The sequence below is a fragment of the Pseudomonas sp. NY15372 genome (genome assembly GCF_048068215.1).
In the GTDB taxonomy this organism is placed as follows: domain Bacteria; phylum Pseudomonadota; class Gammaproteobacteria; order Pseudomonadales; family Pseudomonadaceae; genus Aquipseudomonas; species Aquipseudomonas guariconensis_A.
In genome coordinates this window covers 1-16,455 of sequence record NZ_JBLUPY010000055.1, presented here as the reverse complement: position 1 = coordinate 16,455, position 16,455 = coordinate 1, and the positions used below count along the sequence as shown (strand labels likewise).

Genomic DNA, 16,455 nt, shown 5'->3' with positions numbered 1-16,455 from the left:
CAACCAGCCCTGCTCGCTCAGGATTCATGATGCTGTTGCCCGTTCTGGCCAATCGCCGGCAAGCCGGCTCCCACCGGTACTTCGCCAACCACACCCTGTGTACGCTTGTTGTGGGAGGTCACCCAGCCCTTTGGGCTGGGTGATCTCCCACAAAGGCCTGCAAAATCAAATCGTTATGCTTCAATGGCTACACCGATCTAGAGCACTTCCAGGGCATTGAACCGCGTCGCCAACCGCTGCTCGGCGAACCGCTGTACCACGAAATCGATGAACGCCCGGGTCTTGCCCGGCAACAACTTGTGCTCGGCGTAGTACAGGCTGATATGCCCATCGTCCACGTACCAGTCCGGCAGCACCCGCTGCAATCGACCGGCCACCAGGTACGGCACCGCGAACGGCAGGCTGACCAGGGCAATGCCCAACCCTTGCTCGGCCACCACGCAGGCGGCGTCGGAGTCGCTCATGGTCATGGCCTGCTGCAACTGTAGCGGCCGCTGCTCCTGCCAGCGGCTGGTCAGCGGCCAGGAGCGCACACGGCCGGTCTGCGGGGAGCGGATCAAGATCCCGGCATGCCTTGGCAAGGCCTCCGGCTGGTCGATCGGCCCATGGCGCTGCACATACCCAGGAGCTGCCACCAGCACCCGGTGCGCCGGGGTCAGCTTGCGTGCCACCACGCCGGGCGGCAGCTCGAAACCGCCGCCGATGGCGGCATCGAACCCCTGGCCGATCAGGTCCACCTGGCGGTTGTCGAAATGCCAGTCGGGGATGATCGCCGGATAACGCTGCAGGAACTCGCCGAGCAGCGGCAACACGTACAGCCGCCCGAACACCGTGCCCATGCTCACCCGCAATGCGCCAGCCGGCTGGCCCTCGGCACTGGCGAGGTTGGCCATGGCGTATTGGATGGTGCGGAAACTGTCGCTCACCTCACCCAGGAAACGCTGCCCCGCTTCGGTGAGGGTCAGCTTGCGGGTGCTGCGCTGGAACAGGCGTACACCCAGGCGCGCCTCGAGCTGGGCGACGTTCTTGCCCACCGCGGCCGGGGTCAGGTGCAGGCGCCGGGCCGCTTCGGCGAAGCTGCCGACCTCGGCGCTGCGGATGAAGCACTCGAGGGTGCTGAAGGATTCCATGGCCATTGATCATCAACCCAAGGTTTACTCTGCTGATAGCGATTGCCATCTTATCAGCGGGTAATCCACGGACGATACTGCGCTCATCCAAGGCATCCGGCCTTGCTTCACGCAGGAGATCAGCATGTCCAACGCATTCAACCTCGACGGTAAGGTCGCCCTGGTCCAGGGCGGTTCCCGTGGCATCGGCGCTGCCATCGTGCGGCGCCTGGCCAAGGAAGGCGCCAAGGTCGCCTTCACCTATGTCAGCTCCGCCGGCCCAGCCGAGGCCCTGGCGAACGAAATCGACACCCAGGGCGGCCAAGCCCTGGCCCTGCGCGCCGACAGCGCCGATGCCGCCGCCGTGCAGCAGGCGGTGGACGCCACGGTGAAGGCCTTCGGTCGTCTCGATATCCTGGTCAACAATGCCGGCGTGCTCGCCGTGGCACCGGTGACCGAATTCGACCTGGCCGACTTCGACCGCTTGCTGGCGGTGAACGTGCGCAGCGTGTTCGTCGCAAGCCAGGCCGCTGCCCGCCACATGGGCCAAGGTGGGCGGATCATCACCATCGGCAGCACCAACGCCGAACGCATGCCCTTCGCCGGTGGCGCCCCGTACGCCATGAGCAAGTCGGCGCTGGTCGGCCTGACCCGCGGCATGGCGCGTGACCTCGGCCCACGGGGCATCACCGTCAACAACGTGCAACCCGGGCCGGTGGATACCGACATGAACCCGGCCACGGGCGACTTCGCCGAAAGCCTGATCCCGCTCATGGCCATCGGGCGTTATGGCCACGCCGAGGAGATCGCCAGCTTCGTCGCCTACCTGGCCGGCCCGGAAGCGGGCTACATCACCGGGGCAAGCCTCACGGCCGACGGCGGCTTCGCGGCCTGAGGCCATTCGTTGCCCGGGATAGCGCCTGGGCGGACATTTCTTGATACTGCTGCACTTTCGCCTGCCATGAGAACCACGATGAACGCCCCAGCCCTGAGCCGCGCCCTGATCCTGCTGATGGCCACTGCCACCGGCCTGGCCGTGGCCAGCAACTACTACGCCCAACCGCTGCTGCACAGCATTGCCGAGCAATTCGGCCTGGACACCGCCAGCGCCGGAACCATCGTCATCGCCGCGCAACTGAGCTACGGCGCCGGCCTGCTCCTGCTGGCGCCGCTGGGCGACATGTTCGAGCAGCGTCGGCTGATCATCTGCATGGTGGCCATCGCCACCCTTGGCCTGGTGATCAGCGCCTGTGCACCCAGCCTGCCGTGGCTGCTGCTGGGCACGGCGCTGACCGGGCTATTTTCCGTGGTAGCGCAGGTGCTGGTGCCCATGGCAGCGACCCTCAGCGCCCCGGAGCAACGCGGCCGCGCGGTCGGGACATTGATGAGCGGGTTGCTGCTGGGCATCCTCCTGGCCCGTACCGCCGCAGGCTTCATGGCCGAACTCGGTGGCTGGCGCAGCATCTACGTGCTGGCCGCAGCCCTGATGGCGTTGACCGCCATCGCCCTGTACCGCAGCCTGCCGCAACACCACACCCATGCCGGGCTGAAATACCCAGCGCTGATCGGCTCGGTGTTCCGCCTGTTCATCGAAGAGCCGGTGCTGCGCCTGCGCTCGCTGCTGGGCCTGCTGGCCTTCAGCCTGTTCGCCCTGTTCTGGACACCGCTGGCGTTCCTGCTGGCCAACGAGCCCTACCACTACTCCGATGCAGTGATCGGCCTGTTCGGCCTGGCCGGGGCCGCAGGCGCGCTGTCGGCCAACTGGGCCGGGCGCCTGGCCGACCGTGGCCAGGGTTCGCTGGGCACCACGGTCGGGCTGGTGGCGCTGCTGCTGTCCTGGGTGCCGCTGGGCTTCGCCCAAAGCTCGCTGGTGGCGCTGTTGGTCGGCGTCCTGTTGCTGGACCTGGCGGTGCAGCTGATCCATGTGAGCAACCAGAACGCGGTGATCGTGCTGCGCCCGCAAGCGCGTACGCGCCTCAACGCGGGGTACATCACCTGCTATTTCATCGGCGGCGCGCTGGGGTCGCTGCTGGGGACCCAGTTGTTCCAGCGCCAGGGCTGGATGGGGATCGTCACAGCGGGCCTGATCATCGGGGCCGTGGCATTGGGGGTGTGGGCGATGGCCGAACGTCGGCGCAAGGGGGCGATGCAAGCGGTCTAGTTTGCACGCTCTTTGTTGTGGGCGCGAAGACCCTCCGTCGCCTGGCCGTTGACTTGCCGACAACCACAGCGCTCATTAAGGCGCAGGTCACAGCCCTTTCCCGGACAGGACGACACGATGACAAGGCTCACGGTGCAATCCGGCGATTTCTTGCAAGGTGAAGGCGAGTACCGCAATGGATCGCTCACGCTCAGGACCGCGCGCAGCCCCTCCCCCGGCGAGCGCATCTCGCTCACGCGCATCCAGGACCTTCGGCTTGCGAGCCTGGAGCCCAGCCGCAACCTGGGCGGCGCCCTGGGCTGGGGCGTGGCCGGTGCCCTGGTGGCAGGGCCGGTCGGCCTGCTGGCGGGGCTCTGGCTGGGCGGCAAGGAAGAACAAGCCACCTTCCTGGCGACGTTCAAGGACGGGCGCAAACTGATGGCCGTCACCGACGGCAAGACCTGGTCGAAGCTCGACGATTCCTGGCGCAAACGGCAGAAAACGCCGGCCAGCTGAATCTTCCTCGCGCCCAATCGTTTCAGTCGCCAAGCACCTGTGAAATGCAGGCGCCGGGCGCCTTCGTGCCTGCTACCATGGCGCCCTTTTTGCCCACCCGCCGCCTCGGCACGCCCGCTTTCAAGGAGCCCGCATGACCCCGCTTCGCCCCCGCCTGCCCCTCGGCCTGCTTGGCCTGGGCCTTGCCCTGCACAGCGCCCAGGGCCTGGCCGACGACAGCGTCACCCTGGCCCCACTGCACGTGACACAGGTGAAGGAAGACGAGGGCTACCAGGCTAGGGAGGCCCAGGTGGGTGGTTTTCAGGCCGCGCCGCTGCTCGACACCCCCGCCTCGGTGAGCGTGTTCAGCCGACAGCTGCTCGAAGACCGCCAGGTGCGCATGCTCAGCGAGGTGCTGCAAAGCGACGCCTCGGTCGGCGAAAGCTACGCCCCGGTCGGCTACTACGAGAACTTCAACGTGCGCGGCTTCGAGCTCAATGCCGCCAGCAGCTACCGGATCAACGGCCAGACCATCGCCGGTGAACAGAACGTGGCCCTGGAGAACAAGCAGCAGGTCGAGCTGCTCAAGGGCTTGTCGGGCCTGCAAAGCGGCGTGTCGGAGCCTGGCGGGCTGGTCAACTACGTGACCAAGCGGCCCGAGGAGGTGCGCAGCATCAGCGTGTCGAGCAACGAACAAGGCGAGCGCTACCTGGCCACCGACCTGGGCGGCTGGTTCGGCAGCGAGCGCCAGTTCGGCCTGCGCGCCAACCTGGCCCATGAAGATATCCGCTCCTACGTCGACCACGCCGACGGCAAACGCGACTTCGCCTCCCTGGCCTTCGACTGGCAGATCAACCCCGATGCCATCCTGCAGCTGGACGTCGAATACCAGCACCGCGAGCAGTACTCGGTGCCCGGGTACCAATTGCTCGGCGGCAGCGAAGTCCCCCACGGTGTCGACCCGGGCGACCACCTGGCCTACCAGCGTTGGGCCAAGCCGGTGCAGAACGATTCGCTGAACCTGGGCGGGAAGTTCGAGTACCGCTTCAACGACGCCTGGAGCGGGACCTTGAGCGCATCGCGCAGCAAGGTGGTGATCGATGACTACAGTGCGTTTGCCTGGGGCTCGGGTATGGATGCCTTCTTTGGCAGCAACGGCGATTACGAAATGTACGACTTCCGCAGCCCGGATGACACTCGCCGCATCGACGAAGCCCAGGCCATGCTCAATGGCCGCTTCGACGCCCTGGGCGTGGGCCATGAATTGACAGTGGGCACCAGCGCCCAACGCCGTACGCTCGATCAGCGCCCGAGCTACATGGAATGGATCGGCACCGGCAATATCTATACGGGTGCCCCGGCAAAGGAGCCGTCCGCCAAACCGATCGGCGCCAGCGAACGCCGCCTGGACAGCCGCCAGTACGGCCTGTTCATCAGCGACAGGATCACCTTCAACGAACACTGGCAGACCGTCGTTGGTGCCCGCGAAGTACGCCTGGACGAGAAAACCTGGAAGGAAAACGGGCTTCCCGACCGCCATACCCAGCAGTACCAGCTGCTGCCCAACGCTGCGCTGATCTATAAGCCACAGCCGGACACCACGGTATACGCCAGCTATGCGAAAGGCCTGTCCGCGGGCGGCACCGCGCCCTGGTTCGCCGAAAACCGTTTCGAGATCCTCGCCCCCACCCTGTCGCATCAGGTGGAGCTGGGCGTCAAGCACGACTGGCAGGGCATGAGCTTCAGCGCCGCGCTGTTCCAGATCCGCCAGGCCTACCAGTACGCACGCCCGGACGGCGACAGTTTCACCTATGTGCAGCAGGGCCAGCAGAAGAACACCGGCCTGGAGCTGGGCGCCAGCGGCTGGGTGACCTCGCGCCTGCAACTGCAGGCCAGCGCCGCGGCCATCCGCGCGCGGGTGCAGAACAGCGATACCGACGCCTACGAAGGGCACCAGGCAATCAACGTACCGCGCCTGCGCGCCGCGCTGCAGGCCGACTACAGCCTGCCGGTGCCTGGCCTGGCGCTGCTTGGCGGGGTGCGCTACAGCGCCAGCAAGTACGCAAGCTCGGCGGGCAATGTCGAGGTGGGCGGCTATACCGTGTTCGATGTCGGCAGCCGGTATCACACGCGTATCGGTGGCTATGACACCGTGTGGCGGCTGACGGTGGATAACCTCTTCGACAAGCGTTATTGGCGGGATGTGGGGGATTACCTGGGGGACAACTACCTGTTCCAGGGAGCGCCTAGGACGGCGCGGTTGTCGGCGTCGGTGAGTTTCTGAGGGTTTTGGGGCTGCTGCGCAGCCCAATCGCGGGGCAAGCCCGCTCCTACACGGGATCGCACGGCTTGGGGCCTGCGCTCGGCCCCGGAAAACAAAAAGCCCCCGGGCTTTTCAGCGCGGGGGCTTCTTGCGGAATGTGGCGGTGAAGAAGGGATTTGAACCCTTGATACGATTTCTCGTATACACACTTTCCAGGCGTGCTCCTTCGACCACTCGGACACTTCACCGGATCTCTTCAAGCAGTTCAGCCTGTCGAGGCGCGCTAATTTAGTAGAAGCCCTTTTCTTTGGCAAGCATTTTTTTCAGAATTTTCATGCGCTTAAGCCTGCCGGCCACAAAACCGGGGCTGCCAGGGCGATGCTGCCAATCTGCCTTGCGCTTTTACCCGCCGTCGCAGCCCTGCCCCGACAGGGCAAGGTGCGCGGCGCAGACGCTGACCGGCCAGTCAGCCTTGCCGCTTTACCTGGGCTCCAGCGCTGGGTAACGTCATCGCCACGTCATCCAAAGGACTCTGCCATGAGCGAGCTGATTACCTACCACGCCGAAGACGGCATCGTCACCCTGACCCTGAACAACGGCAAGGTCAACGCCATCTCGCCGGACGTCATCGCCGCCTTCAACAGCGCCCTGGATCGCGCCGTGGACGAGCGCGCCGTAGTCATCATCACCGGCCAGCCGGGCATCCTCTCCGGCGGCTACGACCTCAAGGTCATGACCTCGGGCCCCAAGGAGGCGGTCAACCTGGTCACTGCCGGCTCCACCCTCGCCCGTCGCCTGCTCAGCCACCCCTTCCCGGTGATCGTCGCCTGCCCAGGCAACGCCGTGGCCAAGGGTGCCTTCCTGCTGCTGTCGGCCGATTACCGCATCGGCGTCGAGGGCCCCTACAAGATCTGCCTGAACGAAGTGCAGATCGGCATGACCATGCACCATGCCGGTATCGAACTGGCGCGCGACCGCCTGCGGCGCTCGGCCTTCCACCGTTCGGTGATCAATGCCGAGGTGTTCGACCCTCATGCAGCGGTGGACGCGGGCTTTCTCGATAAGGTGGTGCCGGCCGAACAGTTGCAGGAAGCGGCCCTGGCGACGGCGCGCGAGCTGAAGAAGTTGAACATGCTGGCGCACAAGAACACCAAGCTCAAGGTGCGCAAGGGCCTGCTCGATGCCCTGGACGATGCCATCGTGCGGGACCAGCAGCACCTGGGCTGAGTCCCAGCCCCTTACCGCCGGCAAGCCGGCTCTCATAGAACAACGCATAACTATTTGAGTTTGCAGGTCCTTTGTGGGAGCGGGCTTGTCCCGCGATTAGGCTGGACCCGATATCACCGTCGCCTGGCAAGGGCTTCGCCCTTGATCGCGGGGCAAGCCCGCTCCCACAGAGGTACATTGTTCTCTGCGCGACAGCGCAGCCCGGAAGGGCTGGGTGATCTCCCACAGGTGCGACAGGTGGGAACCGGCTTGCCGGCGATCGAGCCCATACCGCCCGGCAGCCCACCCAGGGTTTGCCCCAGACAGTGCACAGCCGTACACTGCGCCGCGACTGTCTGGTGTGAGTCGTATCATGCTCTATATTCTCCGCATGCTCCTTCTGGCGCTGCATTTCCCGTTCGTCGGCGTGGCAGGCCTGGTGATCGGCCTGTGCCGCCCGTTCAACCCTGACAACAGCCGCGTTTTCGCCCGCCTCTACAGCCTGCCTGCTGCCTGGCTGATGCGCATCAAGGTCAAGGCCGAGGTCGGCCCGCTGTGGGACCAGCCGCCGGGCTGCGTCATCGTCGCCAACCACCAGTCCAACTTCGACCTGTTCATCCTCGGCCAGGTGGTGCCCCGGCGCACGGTCGCCATCGGCAAGAAGAGCCTGGGCTGGATTCCATTGTTCGGCCAACTGTTCTGGCTCGGCGGCAACGTGCTGGTGGACCGCAAGAACGCCTACCAGGCGCGCAAGGCCATGCAGGTGACCACGCGCATCCTGCGCGACGACACGTCGATCTGGATCTTCCCCGAAGGCACCCGCAACCCGGGCGAGCAGTTGCTGGCGTTCAAGAAAGGTGCGTTCCACATGGCCGTCGAGGCCGGTGTGCCGATCGTGCCGGTGTGCGTCAGCCGCTACAGCCGGCGCCTGGGCCTGAACAGCTGGCGCCAGCGCACGGTGATCGTCCGCTCGCTGCCGCCCATCGCCACGGCGGGCATGAGCCAGCAGGACCTGCCGGCGCTGATCGAGCAATGCCGCACGCAGATGCAGCAGTGCATCGACCGGATGGAAGGCGAGCTGGCGAACGGCTGAGACCTGCGCCGGCCCCATCGCGGGACAAGCCCGCTCCCACGACGGGCCTGCATCTTTCCTACAGGCTCTGAGCATGCTTGCCCCGCGATGGCGCCCGCACGGCAAAAGTTGCTCTATGGCCCTACACAGCCCAAGCTGTAGCGGGTGTTCAATCGAAGAAGCGGGTAACCATGGGGCGAGTCGTGGCGTCGGCGGTGTACAGCGCCGGCAGGAAGGTCACCAATATCAGCATCGACGAAGGCAGCGAATGGGCGCGCAAGCCTGGGCACTTCGTCTGGATCGGCCTGGAAGAGCCCAACGCCGAGGAACTGGCCAACCTGCAGCGCCAGTTCGGCCTGCACGAACTGGCCATCGAAGATGCGCTGGAAAAGCACAGCCGACCGAAGCTTGAGACCTTCGGCGATGCGCTGTTCATCGTCACCTATTCGCCGGTGCGCCATGAGGGCAAGCTGGAATTCATCGAAACCCATATCTTCGCCGGTGCTGGCTACATCATCACCTGCCGCAACGGCCACTCCAAGTCCTATGCCCTGGTGCGTCAGCGCTGCGAAGCACGCCCGCTCCTGCTCGAGCATGGCGAGGATTTCGTGCTCTATGCCCTGCTCGACTTCGTCACCGAGAACTACCAGCCGGTCAGCGAGGCCATCCACGGCGAGATCGAGGAGCTCGAACAGAGCGTGCTCAGCAATTCACTGCGCGAAGAGGACATCCAGCGCCTGCACAGCCTACGCCGCGACATCCTGCGCCTGCGCCGTTACGTGGCGCCCATGGTGGAAGTCAGCGAGGAACTGCAGCGCCTGAGCTTCCCGTTCATCGACAAGAACATGCGCCCGTATTTTCGCGATGTGCAGATCCACGTCACCCGGCAAATGGAAGACCTGGCCAGCATCCGCGACATCGCCAGCCAGACCATCGAGATCGGCATGCTGCTCGAAGCCTCGCGGCAGAGCATCGTGCAGCGCAAGTTCGCGGCCTGGGCGGCGATCCTGGCGTTTCCCACGGCCATTGCCGGGATTTATGGGATGAACTTCGAGAATATGCCGGAGCTGGGGTGGCATTACGGGTATTTCGGGGTGCTGGGAGTGATCGGGGTTGGCTGTACGGCGTTGTATGCCAGCTTCAAGCGCTCGGGCTGGCTGTAGAGGCCGCTGCGCGGCCCAATCGCCGGCAAGCCGGCTCCCACAGGGATAGCACGGCCTCTTGGCTCCCACAGGGATAGCACGGTCTCTGTGGGAGCCGGCTTGCCGGCGATTGGGCCATGGCAGACATGCGCTTACGCGGCGTGTTCGCTGGCCTTGTCCGAATGCCCGATGAAGCGCAGCATCCACTTGCCCACCAGGTCGCCCTGGTGCTCCTCCGACAGGCTGGCGATGGCCCGCTGGTACACCTCGTCCCCCAACACATCCTGGCGTGCATCGAGCAGGGCGCGGGAATATTCGTGGACGAACTCAGGATGACCCTGGAAGCACAGCACCTGATCGCGGATGTGGTAGGCCGCGTTGGGGCAGAAATCGCTCGAAGCGATCACCGTGGCGCCTTCGGGCAGCTCGGTCACCTGGTCCTGATGGCTGATCAGCAGGGTCAACTCGGAAACCTCAGGGTCCATCCACGGCGCATGGGCCGCCAACGAGTAGCGATGGATCCCCAGGCCCCAGCCCTGGCCCGCCCGCTCGGCCTTGCCGCCGAGCACCAGCGCCAGCACCTGGTGGCCGAAACACACGCCCAGCAACTTCTCGCCACGTTCGTACAGCTTGAGCAGGTACGCCTTGAGCGTCTGGATCCACGGGTCCGCACCGAACGAGTCGGCCTTGCTGCCGGTCACCAGGTAGGCATCGAAGGTTTCCCCTTCGGGCGGGTACTCGCCGTTCATCACGTTGTACACGCGAAACTCGGCGGCGATCGGCTGACGCGAGAACAGCTGCTCGAACATCCTTCCGTAGCCCTGATACTGCGCGGTCAGCTCCGGTCGCAGGACATCGGTTTCCAGGATGCAGATGCGTAACGACATAGGGATAGTCCTGAACGACGTATGTGGGAATTTGCTGTAGAGACTGACGCGAAAGCCCCGTACAAGCAAGTAGGATGCTCTGACGAACGGTCACGAATTTCAAGCGGTACGGCGCAAGGAGCGCAGCTGTCTAGCCAGAGCTTGCCAGCGAGCTGGCACATGGCCTCATAAACGAAATGAATCAATGCAAAAATCAATAGAACAAAGGGTTCTGAAACAGGGATGACGTACCCCCTACTGTTGGTTGTATATCCAGAAAAAAAGAGGCATGCAGGACCGGCGTAGCGCATACGCCGTCGCGATCGACCCGAAGCGAGACAAGGAAGCCAAGGGCTATTCAGGAATAACAACAAGAAGGCGGTCCGCCATGATCAAACAACCAAAAGTACGCCAAGCTGGGCTCATTCTCTTCGCCACGACTTTGCTGCTCATCCTGCCGAACCTGACACGCTTGTTCGGATGAAAGCAGCCGTGGCCATTGCAGGCACCGCACAGGTAATCTGCCACCCCTGACCGGTTGGAGATTGCCCATGCGTCGCTGCCTCGCCCTGCTGACACTCCTGTTCTGCCTGCCGCTGTCGGCGGCGCAACTGCACCTGGAACTCGGTGAGCGCTCGCGCCAATGGCAAAGCGCCGAGTTGCTGACCCACCCGCAGGCCCGGGATATCCGCATCGACCAGGACGTGTCCTATAAACGCCCCATGCTCTACCGCGCCGTGCCGCTGAACGTACTGCTCGAGGGCGTGACGGCGAACGATCACCTGCAAGCCGTGGCCCTGGATGGCTTCGCTGCCGAGATGCCCGCCGGGCCCTTGCTGCAAAGCGGGCCGGCACAGGCGTGGCTGGCCGTGGAAGACCCGGCCAAGCCCTGGCCGGCCCTGGGCGACGGCAAGCCAAGCGCCGGGCCGTTCTACCTGGTATGGACCAACCCCCAGGCCAGCGGCATTCGCCCCGAACAATGGCCGTTCCAGATCGCCACGATCCGCCGCCTGGCCCCGGTGCAGATACGCTTCCCTGCCCTGCTGCCCGACCCCGCACTGCCGGCGGACGACCCGGTGCGCCGTGGCTTCGCCCTGTTCCAACAGAACTGCCTGGCCTGCCACCGGCTCAATGGCGCGGGGGATGCGCAGTTCGGCCCGGACCTGAACGTGCCCTACAACCCTACCGAGTATTTCCAGCCGGGGTTCCTGCGGCGCTATATCCGCGACCCACAAAGCCTGCGGCAGTGGCCCCAGGCGCGGATGCCGGGGTTTGCACCGAGCGTGCTGAACGATCAGGCGCTGGACGACCTGATCGCCTACCTGGCGCATATGGCCAAGCGCAAACCCTGAATAGAATCAAGCCACCGGGCGCTCCTGCTTGACGCCCCAGCCTTCCACCTCACCGCCAAACGGCGAGACCATCTGCTCGAACGCCTCTTCGAAGGCGCCGATTCCTCGGTAGGTGGCGTACATCACCTTGCTCAGCTCCAGGTACCAGGCACCGTCGTCCAACTCGCAGACCTGGGCACTGACGGACTCTCCGCGAAATTGCCGAGCCGCGCGCCGGGCGGCCGCCTCGTCGGGGAACACGGCGTAGAACTCGATTGGGTGGATACGGGTGAAATCGAAACCGCCATCTTTCATCTGGCGAAGGACACTGCTGCTGATATCGTCGTTCTGGCTGCTCATGAAACGTCCTCCTGCAATGCAATGGATAGACTTTCCGTGCACAACGCACCTGCTGGCACCAAGAGGTACCGGGCAGATCGAGCTGATGCGAGACGCGAATGAAACCGACCAGGGTCCGCAGAAAAGACCCAGGCCTTCTGAGCGTAGTGCCTGCTGGCCACCGGCGCCAGCGCAGCCGCTCAGGGCAATGGGCTGATGCGGGTGATGGATACGCCGCTCTGTTCCTTGAGCCAGCGTACCGTGGGGGAAGGACTGCGGTCCTGGAAGTCGTTCAGGTCCAGCTCATCGATCACCGGGAACAGGTGCGAACGGATCAGCCGTGCGGCCTCCTCGTCGCTGGGGCATTGCTCGCCGTTGTACAGCAGTGAGTTCTGTACGCCGTTCTGGTCGACGAAGGTGACTTCCCACTCTTTCATTGAATCGCCCTCTCAATCAAAGAAACCAGGATGTGCTGCCTGTAACCTTGACCGTGAGCCTGGGGATTTGTTCAGTCAGGAGAGGATGGCGGGGATGGTTGGCGGTACCGGCGGCCCAATCGCCGGCAAGCCGGCTCCCACAGAAGCGATGCGCACCACCCTGTGGGAGCGGGTTGCCCCGCGATCGGGCCGCACTGCGGCCCGCTTGCGCTTACTTCGGTGTGCCGTGAACCACACCAGCGGTATTGTCCAGCAGGCTCTTGGTCGCCGTCTGGATATAGGCCTCCAGGTTCTTCAGCAACGCAGGCTGCTCCGGGCTCTCGATCAGCTCGGCCTTGAACTCGCGGCCCAGCTGGTAGCGATACAGGCGTGGCGTCATGTCCTTGGACTCGATCAAGATGCGATCGCCCTGCACGATCCCGACGATCTGCTCGCTGCCCGACGGCTTGATGATGCCCACGCCCTGGTCGCCCTCAGGCAGGTTGAGCAGGTCGCGGCCCCAGCACTGGTGACGGGTCTGGCCACCCAGGCGGCCCATGATGGTCGGCACGATGTCGACCTGGGTACCCACGGTGTGATTGACCGCTCCGAACTTCTCCTGGATACCCGGGGCGATCAGCAGCAACGGCACGTTGAAGCGGCCCAGGTCCAGTTCGGTGACCTGCTGGTGGTTGCCGAAGCCGTGATCGCCGACGATCACGAACAGGGTGTCCTTGAAGTACGGCTCCTTGCGCGCCTTCTCGAAGAACTGGCCCAGGGCCCAGTCGGAGTAGCGCATGGCGGTCAGGTGCTCGTCCAGACGGCCCTGGCCGGTCACCTTCTCCACCGGCAGGTCTTTGGGCAGCGCGTACGGCGTGTGGTTGGACAGTGTCTGCAGCAAGGCATAGATCGGCTTCTTGCCGTCGTGCTTGGCCAACTCTTCGTTGCCGCGGTCGAACATGTCCTGGTCGGACACACCCCAGGTCGGGTCGGAGAACACCGGGTTGACGAAGTCGTTACGGCCGATGAAGGTGGTCATGCCCTGGTTGCCGAAGAACCCGGACTGGTTGTCCCAGGCGAAATCGCCGTTGTAGACGTACACGTCGTCGTAGTCACGGCCGCTGAGCAGCGCTGGCAGGCCGGACAGCTTGTGGCCGCCTTCCGGGGTTTGCATCAGGTATTCGAAGCCCGGCAGGTTGGGGAAGCAGGCCATGGTGGCGAACATGCCCTGGTGAGTATGGGTGCCGTTGGAGAAGAAGCGGTCGAACAGCAGACCCTCCTTGGCCAGCTTGTCGAAGTACGGGGTGATGTTGTTGGGGCTGCCCAGGGCGCCCACCGAATGGCCGGCGAAGCTCTCCATGAGGATCACCACCACGTTCTTGACCGCCAGGGTGCGGTCGGCCGGCGGCACGAAGTCGCGGCGGATGGCCGCTTCGTCGGCGTCGACCAGGGTGTCGTTGGGGGTCAGCAGCAGGTCGCGCACGCTCTGGGTGGCCACGCCCTGCTCGAGCACGGGCTTCCAGATATTGGCGCGGTCTTCGCCAAAGCGGCTCTTGGCGGCGTCGATCAGGGTCAAGGTGCCGTTCAGGCCGAGCTGGTTGACGAAGTTGGAGTCGGTGGTGAAGGCGTCGCCCCAACGCATCGGCGGGCCCTGGCGCAGGGTGCCACGGGCGGCGACCACGGCCACCAGGAGGATCACCATGAACACCGCCACGCGCTGGTACCAGGGCGCGACGCTGCGCGGGGCAGCGGCTGCAGCGGCTGCAGCGGTGCTGCCGGTGCCGCGGGTCAGGCGGTCGATGCCCTTGAACAGCAGGCTCAGCAGCCAGGTGCCGAACAGCCAGGCCAGCAGGTAGCGCACCACCGGGAAGCCGTACCAGAGCATGCTCATGACGGTCTTGGGGTCTTCCTTGATGTACTGGAACACCAGGCCGTTCAGACGCTGGTGGAACTCGCGGTAGAAGTCCAGTTCCATCAGGCCGAGGAACATCACCAGGCTCGAGGCCAGGGTCAGCCACAGGCGGAAGAAGCCGCGCCGGGCCATGGCCCAGGGGCTGAGCAGCGCCAGCAGCAGCGGGATGCTGATGTACACCACCACGCGCAGGTCGAAGCGCAGGCCGTTGAGGAAGCCTTCGGCGACGGTGGCATACGGCGTGTCGCCGACCATGTCGCTGTTGTAAACCAGCAGCGCCAGGCGGACCAGGCTGAGCATCAGCATGATCACCAGGGCGCTGAGCAACGTGTAGGCGAGGTGCGATTTGAGGGTCGGCGCGAACGAAGTCGGCACTGCCCGTTGCTTCAAGGCATCCGTGTTAGCCATGAATGGGGGGATCCTAGGATTGCGGGTTTGCGAAAAAGGCGAAGACGCTCTGCTACCTGAAGGGCCCGGCCATCAAAAGCACGGCAATTGGGCCAACGCAGCATTGTGCGGCGCGGATTTTCGATAATCCAGTGTGAAAATTTTGTCACGAGGCGGTTGTGTGCGGCCTGTTCCGGCCCTATCGCCGGCAAGCCGGCGCCTACACGGGCGGCGCGGAACCGGGTACCTGCGGGAGCTGGCTGCCAGCGATAGGGCCAGAACAGCCAGTGCGCACGGTTGCCAGCATCTGCTATCAGAACCGCAGGTTGCCCCGCGGCCCGGCGATGGCCCAGATGATCAGCCCGATCACCGGCAGCAAGGCGATCAGCAACACCCAGAGGATCTTGATGCCGACCTCGGCGCCGCTCTTGAGCACATGCAGAATGGCCCAGATATCCAGCGCCAGAATGATCAGCCCGACCAGGCCATTGAATGTAGACCCCATGTACATGCTCCTGCCAAAGGTGATTGCCGCCAAGCATAGCCGGCTATTGCATCGATAGAAGGGAATCCTTGGCCGGCCTCTTCGGTCACTGGGTAGACTGCCCCCAACAGATTTCGCCACGAGGTTCGTATGCCACTCGCCCAGTCACCCAGCACCACCCCGGTTTCACTGCTCAGCGCCTGGCGCCAACAAGCCATCACCACCCCGTGGCTCAGCGCCGGCCTGGGCCTGAGCCTGCTGACGGTGCTTGCCCTGCTTGCGGCCAGTGTGTGGAATGCCATCGAAGGCGACCATGCCGACAACCTGCACCTGGCCGTGCTGGGTGGCCTTTCCGGGTTCGGCGCCACCGCCCTGGGCGCGGTGCTGGCCGTGGTGCTGCGCGACGTCAGCGCACGTAGCCAGGATGTGATGCTGGGGTTTGCCGCCGGCATGATGCTCGCGGCCAGCTCCTTCTCGCTGATCCTGCCTGGCCTGGATGCCGCCCGGGAAATCACCGGCAATGGCCCGGCCGCGGCCTTTACCGTGGTGCTGGGCATGGGCCTGGGGGTGTTGCTGATGCTGGGCCTGGACCGCTTCACGCCCCATGAGCATGAAAGCACCGGCCCTTGCGGCCCGGAGGCGGAACGGATCAGCCGGGTCTGGCTGTTCGTGCTGGCCATTACCCTGCACAACCTGCCCGAAGGCATGGCCATCGGCGTGAGCTTCGCCAACGGCGACATGAACATCGGCCTGCCGTTGACCAGCGCCATCGCCATCCAGGACATTCCCGAGGGCTTGGCCGTCGCCCTGGCGCTGCGTGCCACCGGGCTTTCCAACCTGAAGGCGGCGCTGGTGGCGATCGGCTCGGGCCTTATGGAGCCACTGGGCGCGGTGATCGGCCTGGGTATTTCCACCGGCTTCGCCCTCGCCTACCCGGTGAGCATGGGGTTGGCAGCCGGGGCGATGATCTTCGTGGTGTCCCACGAGGTGATTCCCGAAACCCACCGCAATGGGCATCAGACAGCGGCGACCCTGGGGCTGATGGGCGGGTTCGGGGTGATGATGTTTCTCGATACTGCGTTGGGGTGACAATAGGTTGAACAGACCGGCCCAATCGCCGGCAAGCCGGCTCCCACCGGAGCACTGTGGGAGATTACCCAGCCCTTCGGGCTGCGCTGTCGCGCAGAGAACAAGCGGCTGTGGGAGCGGGCTTGTCCCGCGATTAAGGGCGAAGCCCTTGCCAGGCGACGGTGATATCCGGCCCGGCCCAATCGCGGGACAAGCCCGCTCCCA

At 64.8% G+C, this 16,455-nt stretch carries 15 protein-coding genes and 1 tRNA gene; 9 read left to right on the top strand and 7 right to left on the bottom strand.

What is annotated here, in order from left to right:
* Window positions 1-197 precede the first annotated feature (197 nt).
* Window positions 198-1,136, bottom strand: a complete 939-nt coding sequence (locus tag ACNFG0_RS22015) for a LysR family transcriptional regulator (RefSeq protein ID WP_416766394.1) — start codon at window positions 1,134-1,136, stop codon at window positions 198-200.
* Between the two features lie 112 nt (window positions 1,137-1,248).
* On the opposite strand from ACNFG0_RS22015, the gene ACNFG0_RS22010 reads away from it, so the two are divergent.
* From ACNFG0_RS22010 to ACNFG0_RS21995, 4 genes are all read left to right on the top strand, one after another.
* Entirely contained in the window at window positions 1,249-2,004 is a 756-nt protein-coding gene (locus ACNFG0_RS22010) for a 3-oxoacyl-ACP reductase family protein (RefSeq protein WP_416766396.1), read from the top strand.
* A 78-nt stretch (window positions 2,005-2,082) separates the two neighbouring features.
* The gene (locus ACNFG0_RS22005; protein WP_196145802.1) at window positions 2,083-3,270 is read left to right on the top strand and encodes an MFS transporter; all 1,188 of its coding nucleotides are present in this window, start codon (window positions 2,083-2,085) and stop codon (window positions 3,268-3,270) included.
* A 117-nt stretch (window positions 3,271-3,387) separates the two neighbouring features.
* Window positions 3,388-3,765, top strand: coding sequence for a hypothetical protein (locus tag ACNFG0_RS22000; RefSeq protein WP_196145801.1), 378 nt, complete (start codon window positions 3,388-3,390; stop codon window positions 3,763-3,765).
* Window positions 3,766-3,898: 133 nt separating this feature from the next.
* Complete coding sequence (locus ACNFG0_RS21995) at window positions 3,899-6,028, top strand: TonB-dependent siderophore receptor (protein WP_416766392.1); 2,130 nt, start codon at window positions 3,899-3,901, stop codon at window positions 6,026-6,028.
* Between the two features lie 137 nt (window positions 6,029-6,165).
* Here ACNFG0_RS21995 and ACNFG0_RS21990 read toward each other — a convergent pair.
* A tRNA-Ser gene (locus ACNFG0_RS21990) sits at window positions 6,166-6,255 on the bottom strand.
* 289 nt (window positions 6,256-6,544) lie between these two features.
* Between ACNFG0_RS21990 and ACNFG0_RS21985 the strand changes: the two genes are divergently transcribed.
* From ACNFG0_RS21985 to ACNFG0_RS21975, 3 genes are all read left to right on the top strand, one after another.
* Window positions 6,545-7,234, top strand: coding sequence for a crotonase/enoyl-CoA hydratase family protein (locus tag ACNFG0_RS21985; protein WP_416766390.1), 690 nt, complete (start codon window positions 6,545-6,547; stop codon window positions 7,232-7,234).
* A 352-nt stretch (window positions 7,235-7,586) separates the two neighbouring features.
* Complete coding sequence (locus tag ACNFG0_RS21980) at window positions 7,587-8,306, top strand: lysophospholipid acyltransferase family protein (RefSeq protein ID WP_416766389.1); 720 nt, start codon at window positions 7,587-7,589, stop codon at window positions 8,304-8,306.
* Window positions 8,307-8,476: 170 nt separating this feature from the next.
* Window positions 8,477-9,448, top strand: a complete 972-nt coding sequence (locus ACNFG0_RS21975; protein ID WP_196145797.1) for a magnesium and cobalt transport protein CorA — start codon at window positions 8,477-8,479, stop codon at window positions 9,446-9,448.
* A 131-nt stretch (window positions 9,449-9,579) separates the two neighbouring features.
* On the opposite strand, the gene ACNFG0_RS21970 is transcribed toward ACNFG0_RS21975, so the two are convergent.
* On the bottom strand, window positions 9,580-10,314 hold the full coding sequence (locus ACNFG0_RS21970) for an amidotransferase (protein WP_196145796.1): 735 nt from the start codon (window positions 10,312-10,314) through the stop codon (window positions 9,580-9,582).
* Between the two features lie 530 nt (window positions 10,315-10,844).
* Between ACNFG0_RS21970 and ACNFG0_RS21965 the strand changes: the two genes are divergently transcribed.
* On the top strand, window positions 10,845-11,645 hold the full coding sequence (locus ACNFG0_RS21965; RefSeq protein ID WP_416766387.1) for a c-type cytochrome: 801 nt from the start codon (window positions 10,845-10,847) through the stop codon (window positions 11,643-11,645).
* A gap of 6 nt (window positions 11,646-11,651) precedes the next feature.
* Here ACNFG0_RS21965 and ACNFG0_RS21960 read toward each other — a convergent pair whose 3' ends face one another.
* From ACNFG0_RS21960 to ACNFG0_RS21945, 4 genes are all read right to left on the bottom strand, one after another.
* A complete protein-coding gene (locus tag ACNFG0_RS21960) occupies window positions 11,652-11,984 on the bottom strand; it encodes a ribonuclease E inhibitor RraB (protein WP_416766386.1) in 333 nt (110 codons plus the stop codon).
* A 179-nt stretch (window positions 11,985-12,163) separates the two neighbouring features.
* Window positions 12,164-12,400, bottom strand: a complete 237-nt coding sequence (locus ACNFG0_RS21955; RefSeq protein WP_196145793.1) for a hypothetical protein — start codon at window positions 12,398-12,400, stop codon at window positions 12,164-12,166.
* A gap of 211 nt (window positions 12,401-12,611) precedes the next feature.
* On the bottom strand, window positions 12,612-14,699 hold the full coding sequence (locus tag ACNFG0_RS21950; RefSeq protein ID WP_416766384.1) for an LTA synthase family protein: 2,088 nt from the start codon (window positions 14,697-14,699) through the stop codon (window positions 12,612-12,614).
* Window positions 14,700-14,991: 292 nt separating this feature from the next.
* On the bottom strand, window positions 14,992-15,183 hold the full coding sequence (locus ACNFG0_RS21945) for a PLDc N-terminal domain-containing protein (RefSeq protein WP_084854964.1): 192 nt from the start codon (window positions 15,181-15,183) through the stop codon (window positions 14,992-14,994).
* Window positions 15,184-15,312: 129 nt separating this feature from the next.
* Here ACNFG0_RS21945 and ACNFG0_RS21940 point away from each other — a divergent pair, with 129 nt between their 5' ends.
* Window positions 15,313-16,251: a ZIP family metal transporter gene (locus ACNFG0_RS21940; protein WP_416766383.1), complete on the top strand. Its 939-nt coding sequence runs from the start codon at window positions 15,313-15,315 to the stop codon at window positions 16,249-16,251.
* The last annotated feature ends 204 nt before the right edge of the window (window positions 16,252-16,455 follow it).

What these genes read in the sequence shown, in the direction of transcription:
- ACNFG0_RS22015 (WP_416766394.1), bottom strand. Translation starts at nt 1,136, where the DNA reads ATGGCCATGGAATCCTTCAGCACCCTCGAGTGCTTCATCCGCAGCGCC.
- ACNFG0_RS22005 (WP_196145802.1), top strand. Translation starts at nt 2,083, where the DNA reads ATGAACGCCCCAGCCCTGAGCCGCGCCCTGATCCTGCTGATGGCCACT.
- ACNFG0_RS22000 (WP_196145801.1), top strand. Translation starts at nt 3,388, where the DNA reads ATGACAAGGCTCACGGTGCAATCCGGCGATTTCTTGCAAGGTGAAGGC.
- ACNFG0_RS21995 (WP_416766392.1), top strand. Translation starts at nt 3,899, where the DNA reads ATGACCCCGCTTCGCCCCCGCCTGCCCCTCGGCCTGCTTGGCCTGGGC.
- ACNFG0_RS21985 (WP_416766390.1), top strand. Translation starts at nt 6,545, where the DNA reads ATGAGCGAGCTGATTACCTACCACGCCGAAGACGGCATCGTCACCCTG.
- ACNFG0_RS21980 (WP_416766389.1), top strand. Translation starts at nt 7,587, where the DNA reads ATGCTCTATATTCTCCGCATGCTCCTTCTGGCGCTGCATTTCCCGTTC.
- ACNFG0_RS21975 (WP_196145797.1), top strand. Translation starts at nt 8,477, where the DNA reads ATGGGGCGAGTCGTGGCGTCGGCGGTGTACAGCGCCGGCAGGAAGGTC.
- ACNFG0_RS21970 (WP_196145796.1), bottom strand. Translation starts at nt 10,314, where the DNA reads ATGTCGTTACGCATCTGCATCCTGGAAACCGATGTCCTGCGACCGGAG.
- ACNFG0_RS21965 (WP_416766387.1), top strand. Translation starts at nt 10,845, where the DNA reads ATGCGTCGCTGCCTCGCCCTGCTGACACTCCTGTTCTGCCTGCCGCTG.
- ACNFG0_RS21960 (WP_416766386.1), bottom strand. Translation starts at nt 11,984, where the DNA reads ATGAGCAGCCAGAACGACGATATCAGCAGCAGTGTCCTTCGCCAGATG.
- ACNFG0_RS21955 (WP_196145793.1), bottom strand. Translation starts at nt 12,400, where the DNA reads ATGAAAGAGTGGGAAGTCACCTTCGTCGACCAGAACGGCGTACAGAAC.
- ACNFG0_RS21950 (WP_416766384.1), bottom strand. Translation starts at nt 14,699, where the DNA reads ATGGCTAACACGGATGCCTTGAAGCAACGGGCAGTGCCGACTTCGTTC.
- ACNFG0_RS21945 (WP_084854964.1), bottom strand. Translation starts at nt 15,183, where the DNA reads ATGGGGTCTACATTCAATGGCCTGGTCGGGCTGATCATTCTGGCGCTG.
- ACNFG0_RS21940 (WP_416766383.1), top strand. Translation starts at nt 15,313, where the DNA reads ATGCCACTCGCCCAGTCACCCAGCACCACCCCGGTTTCACTGCTCAGC.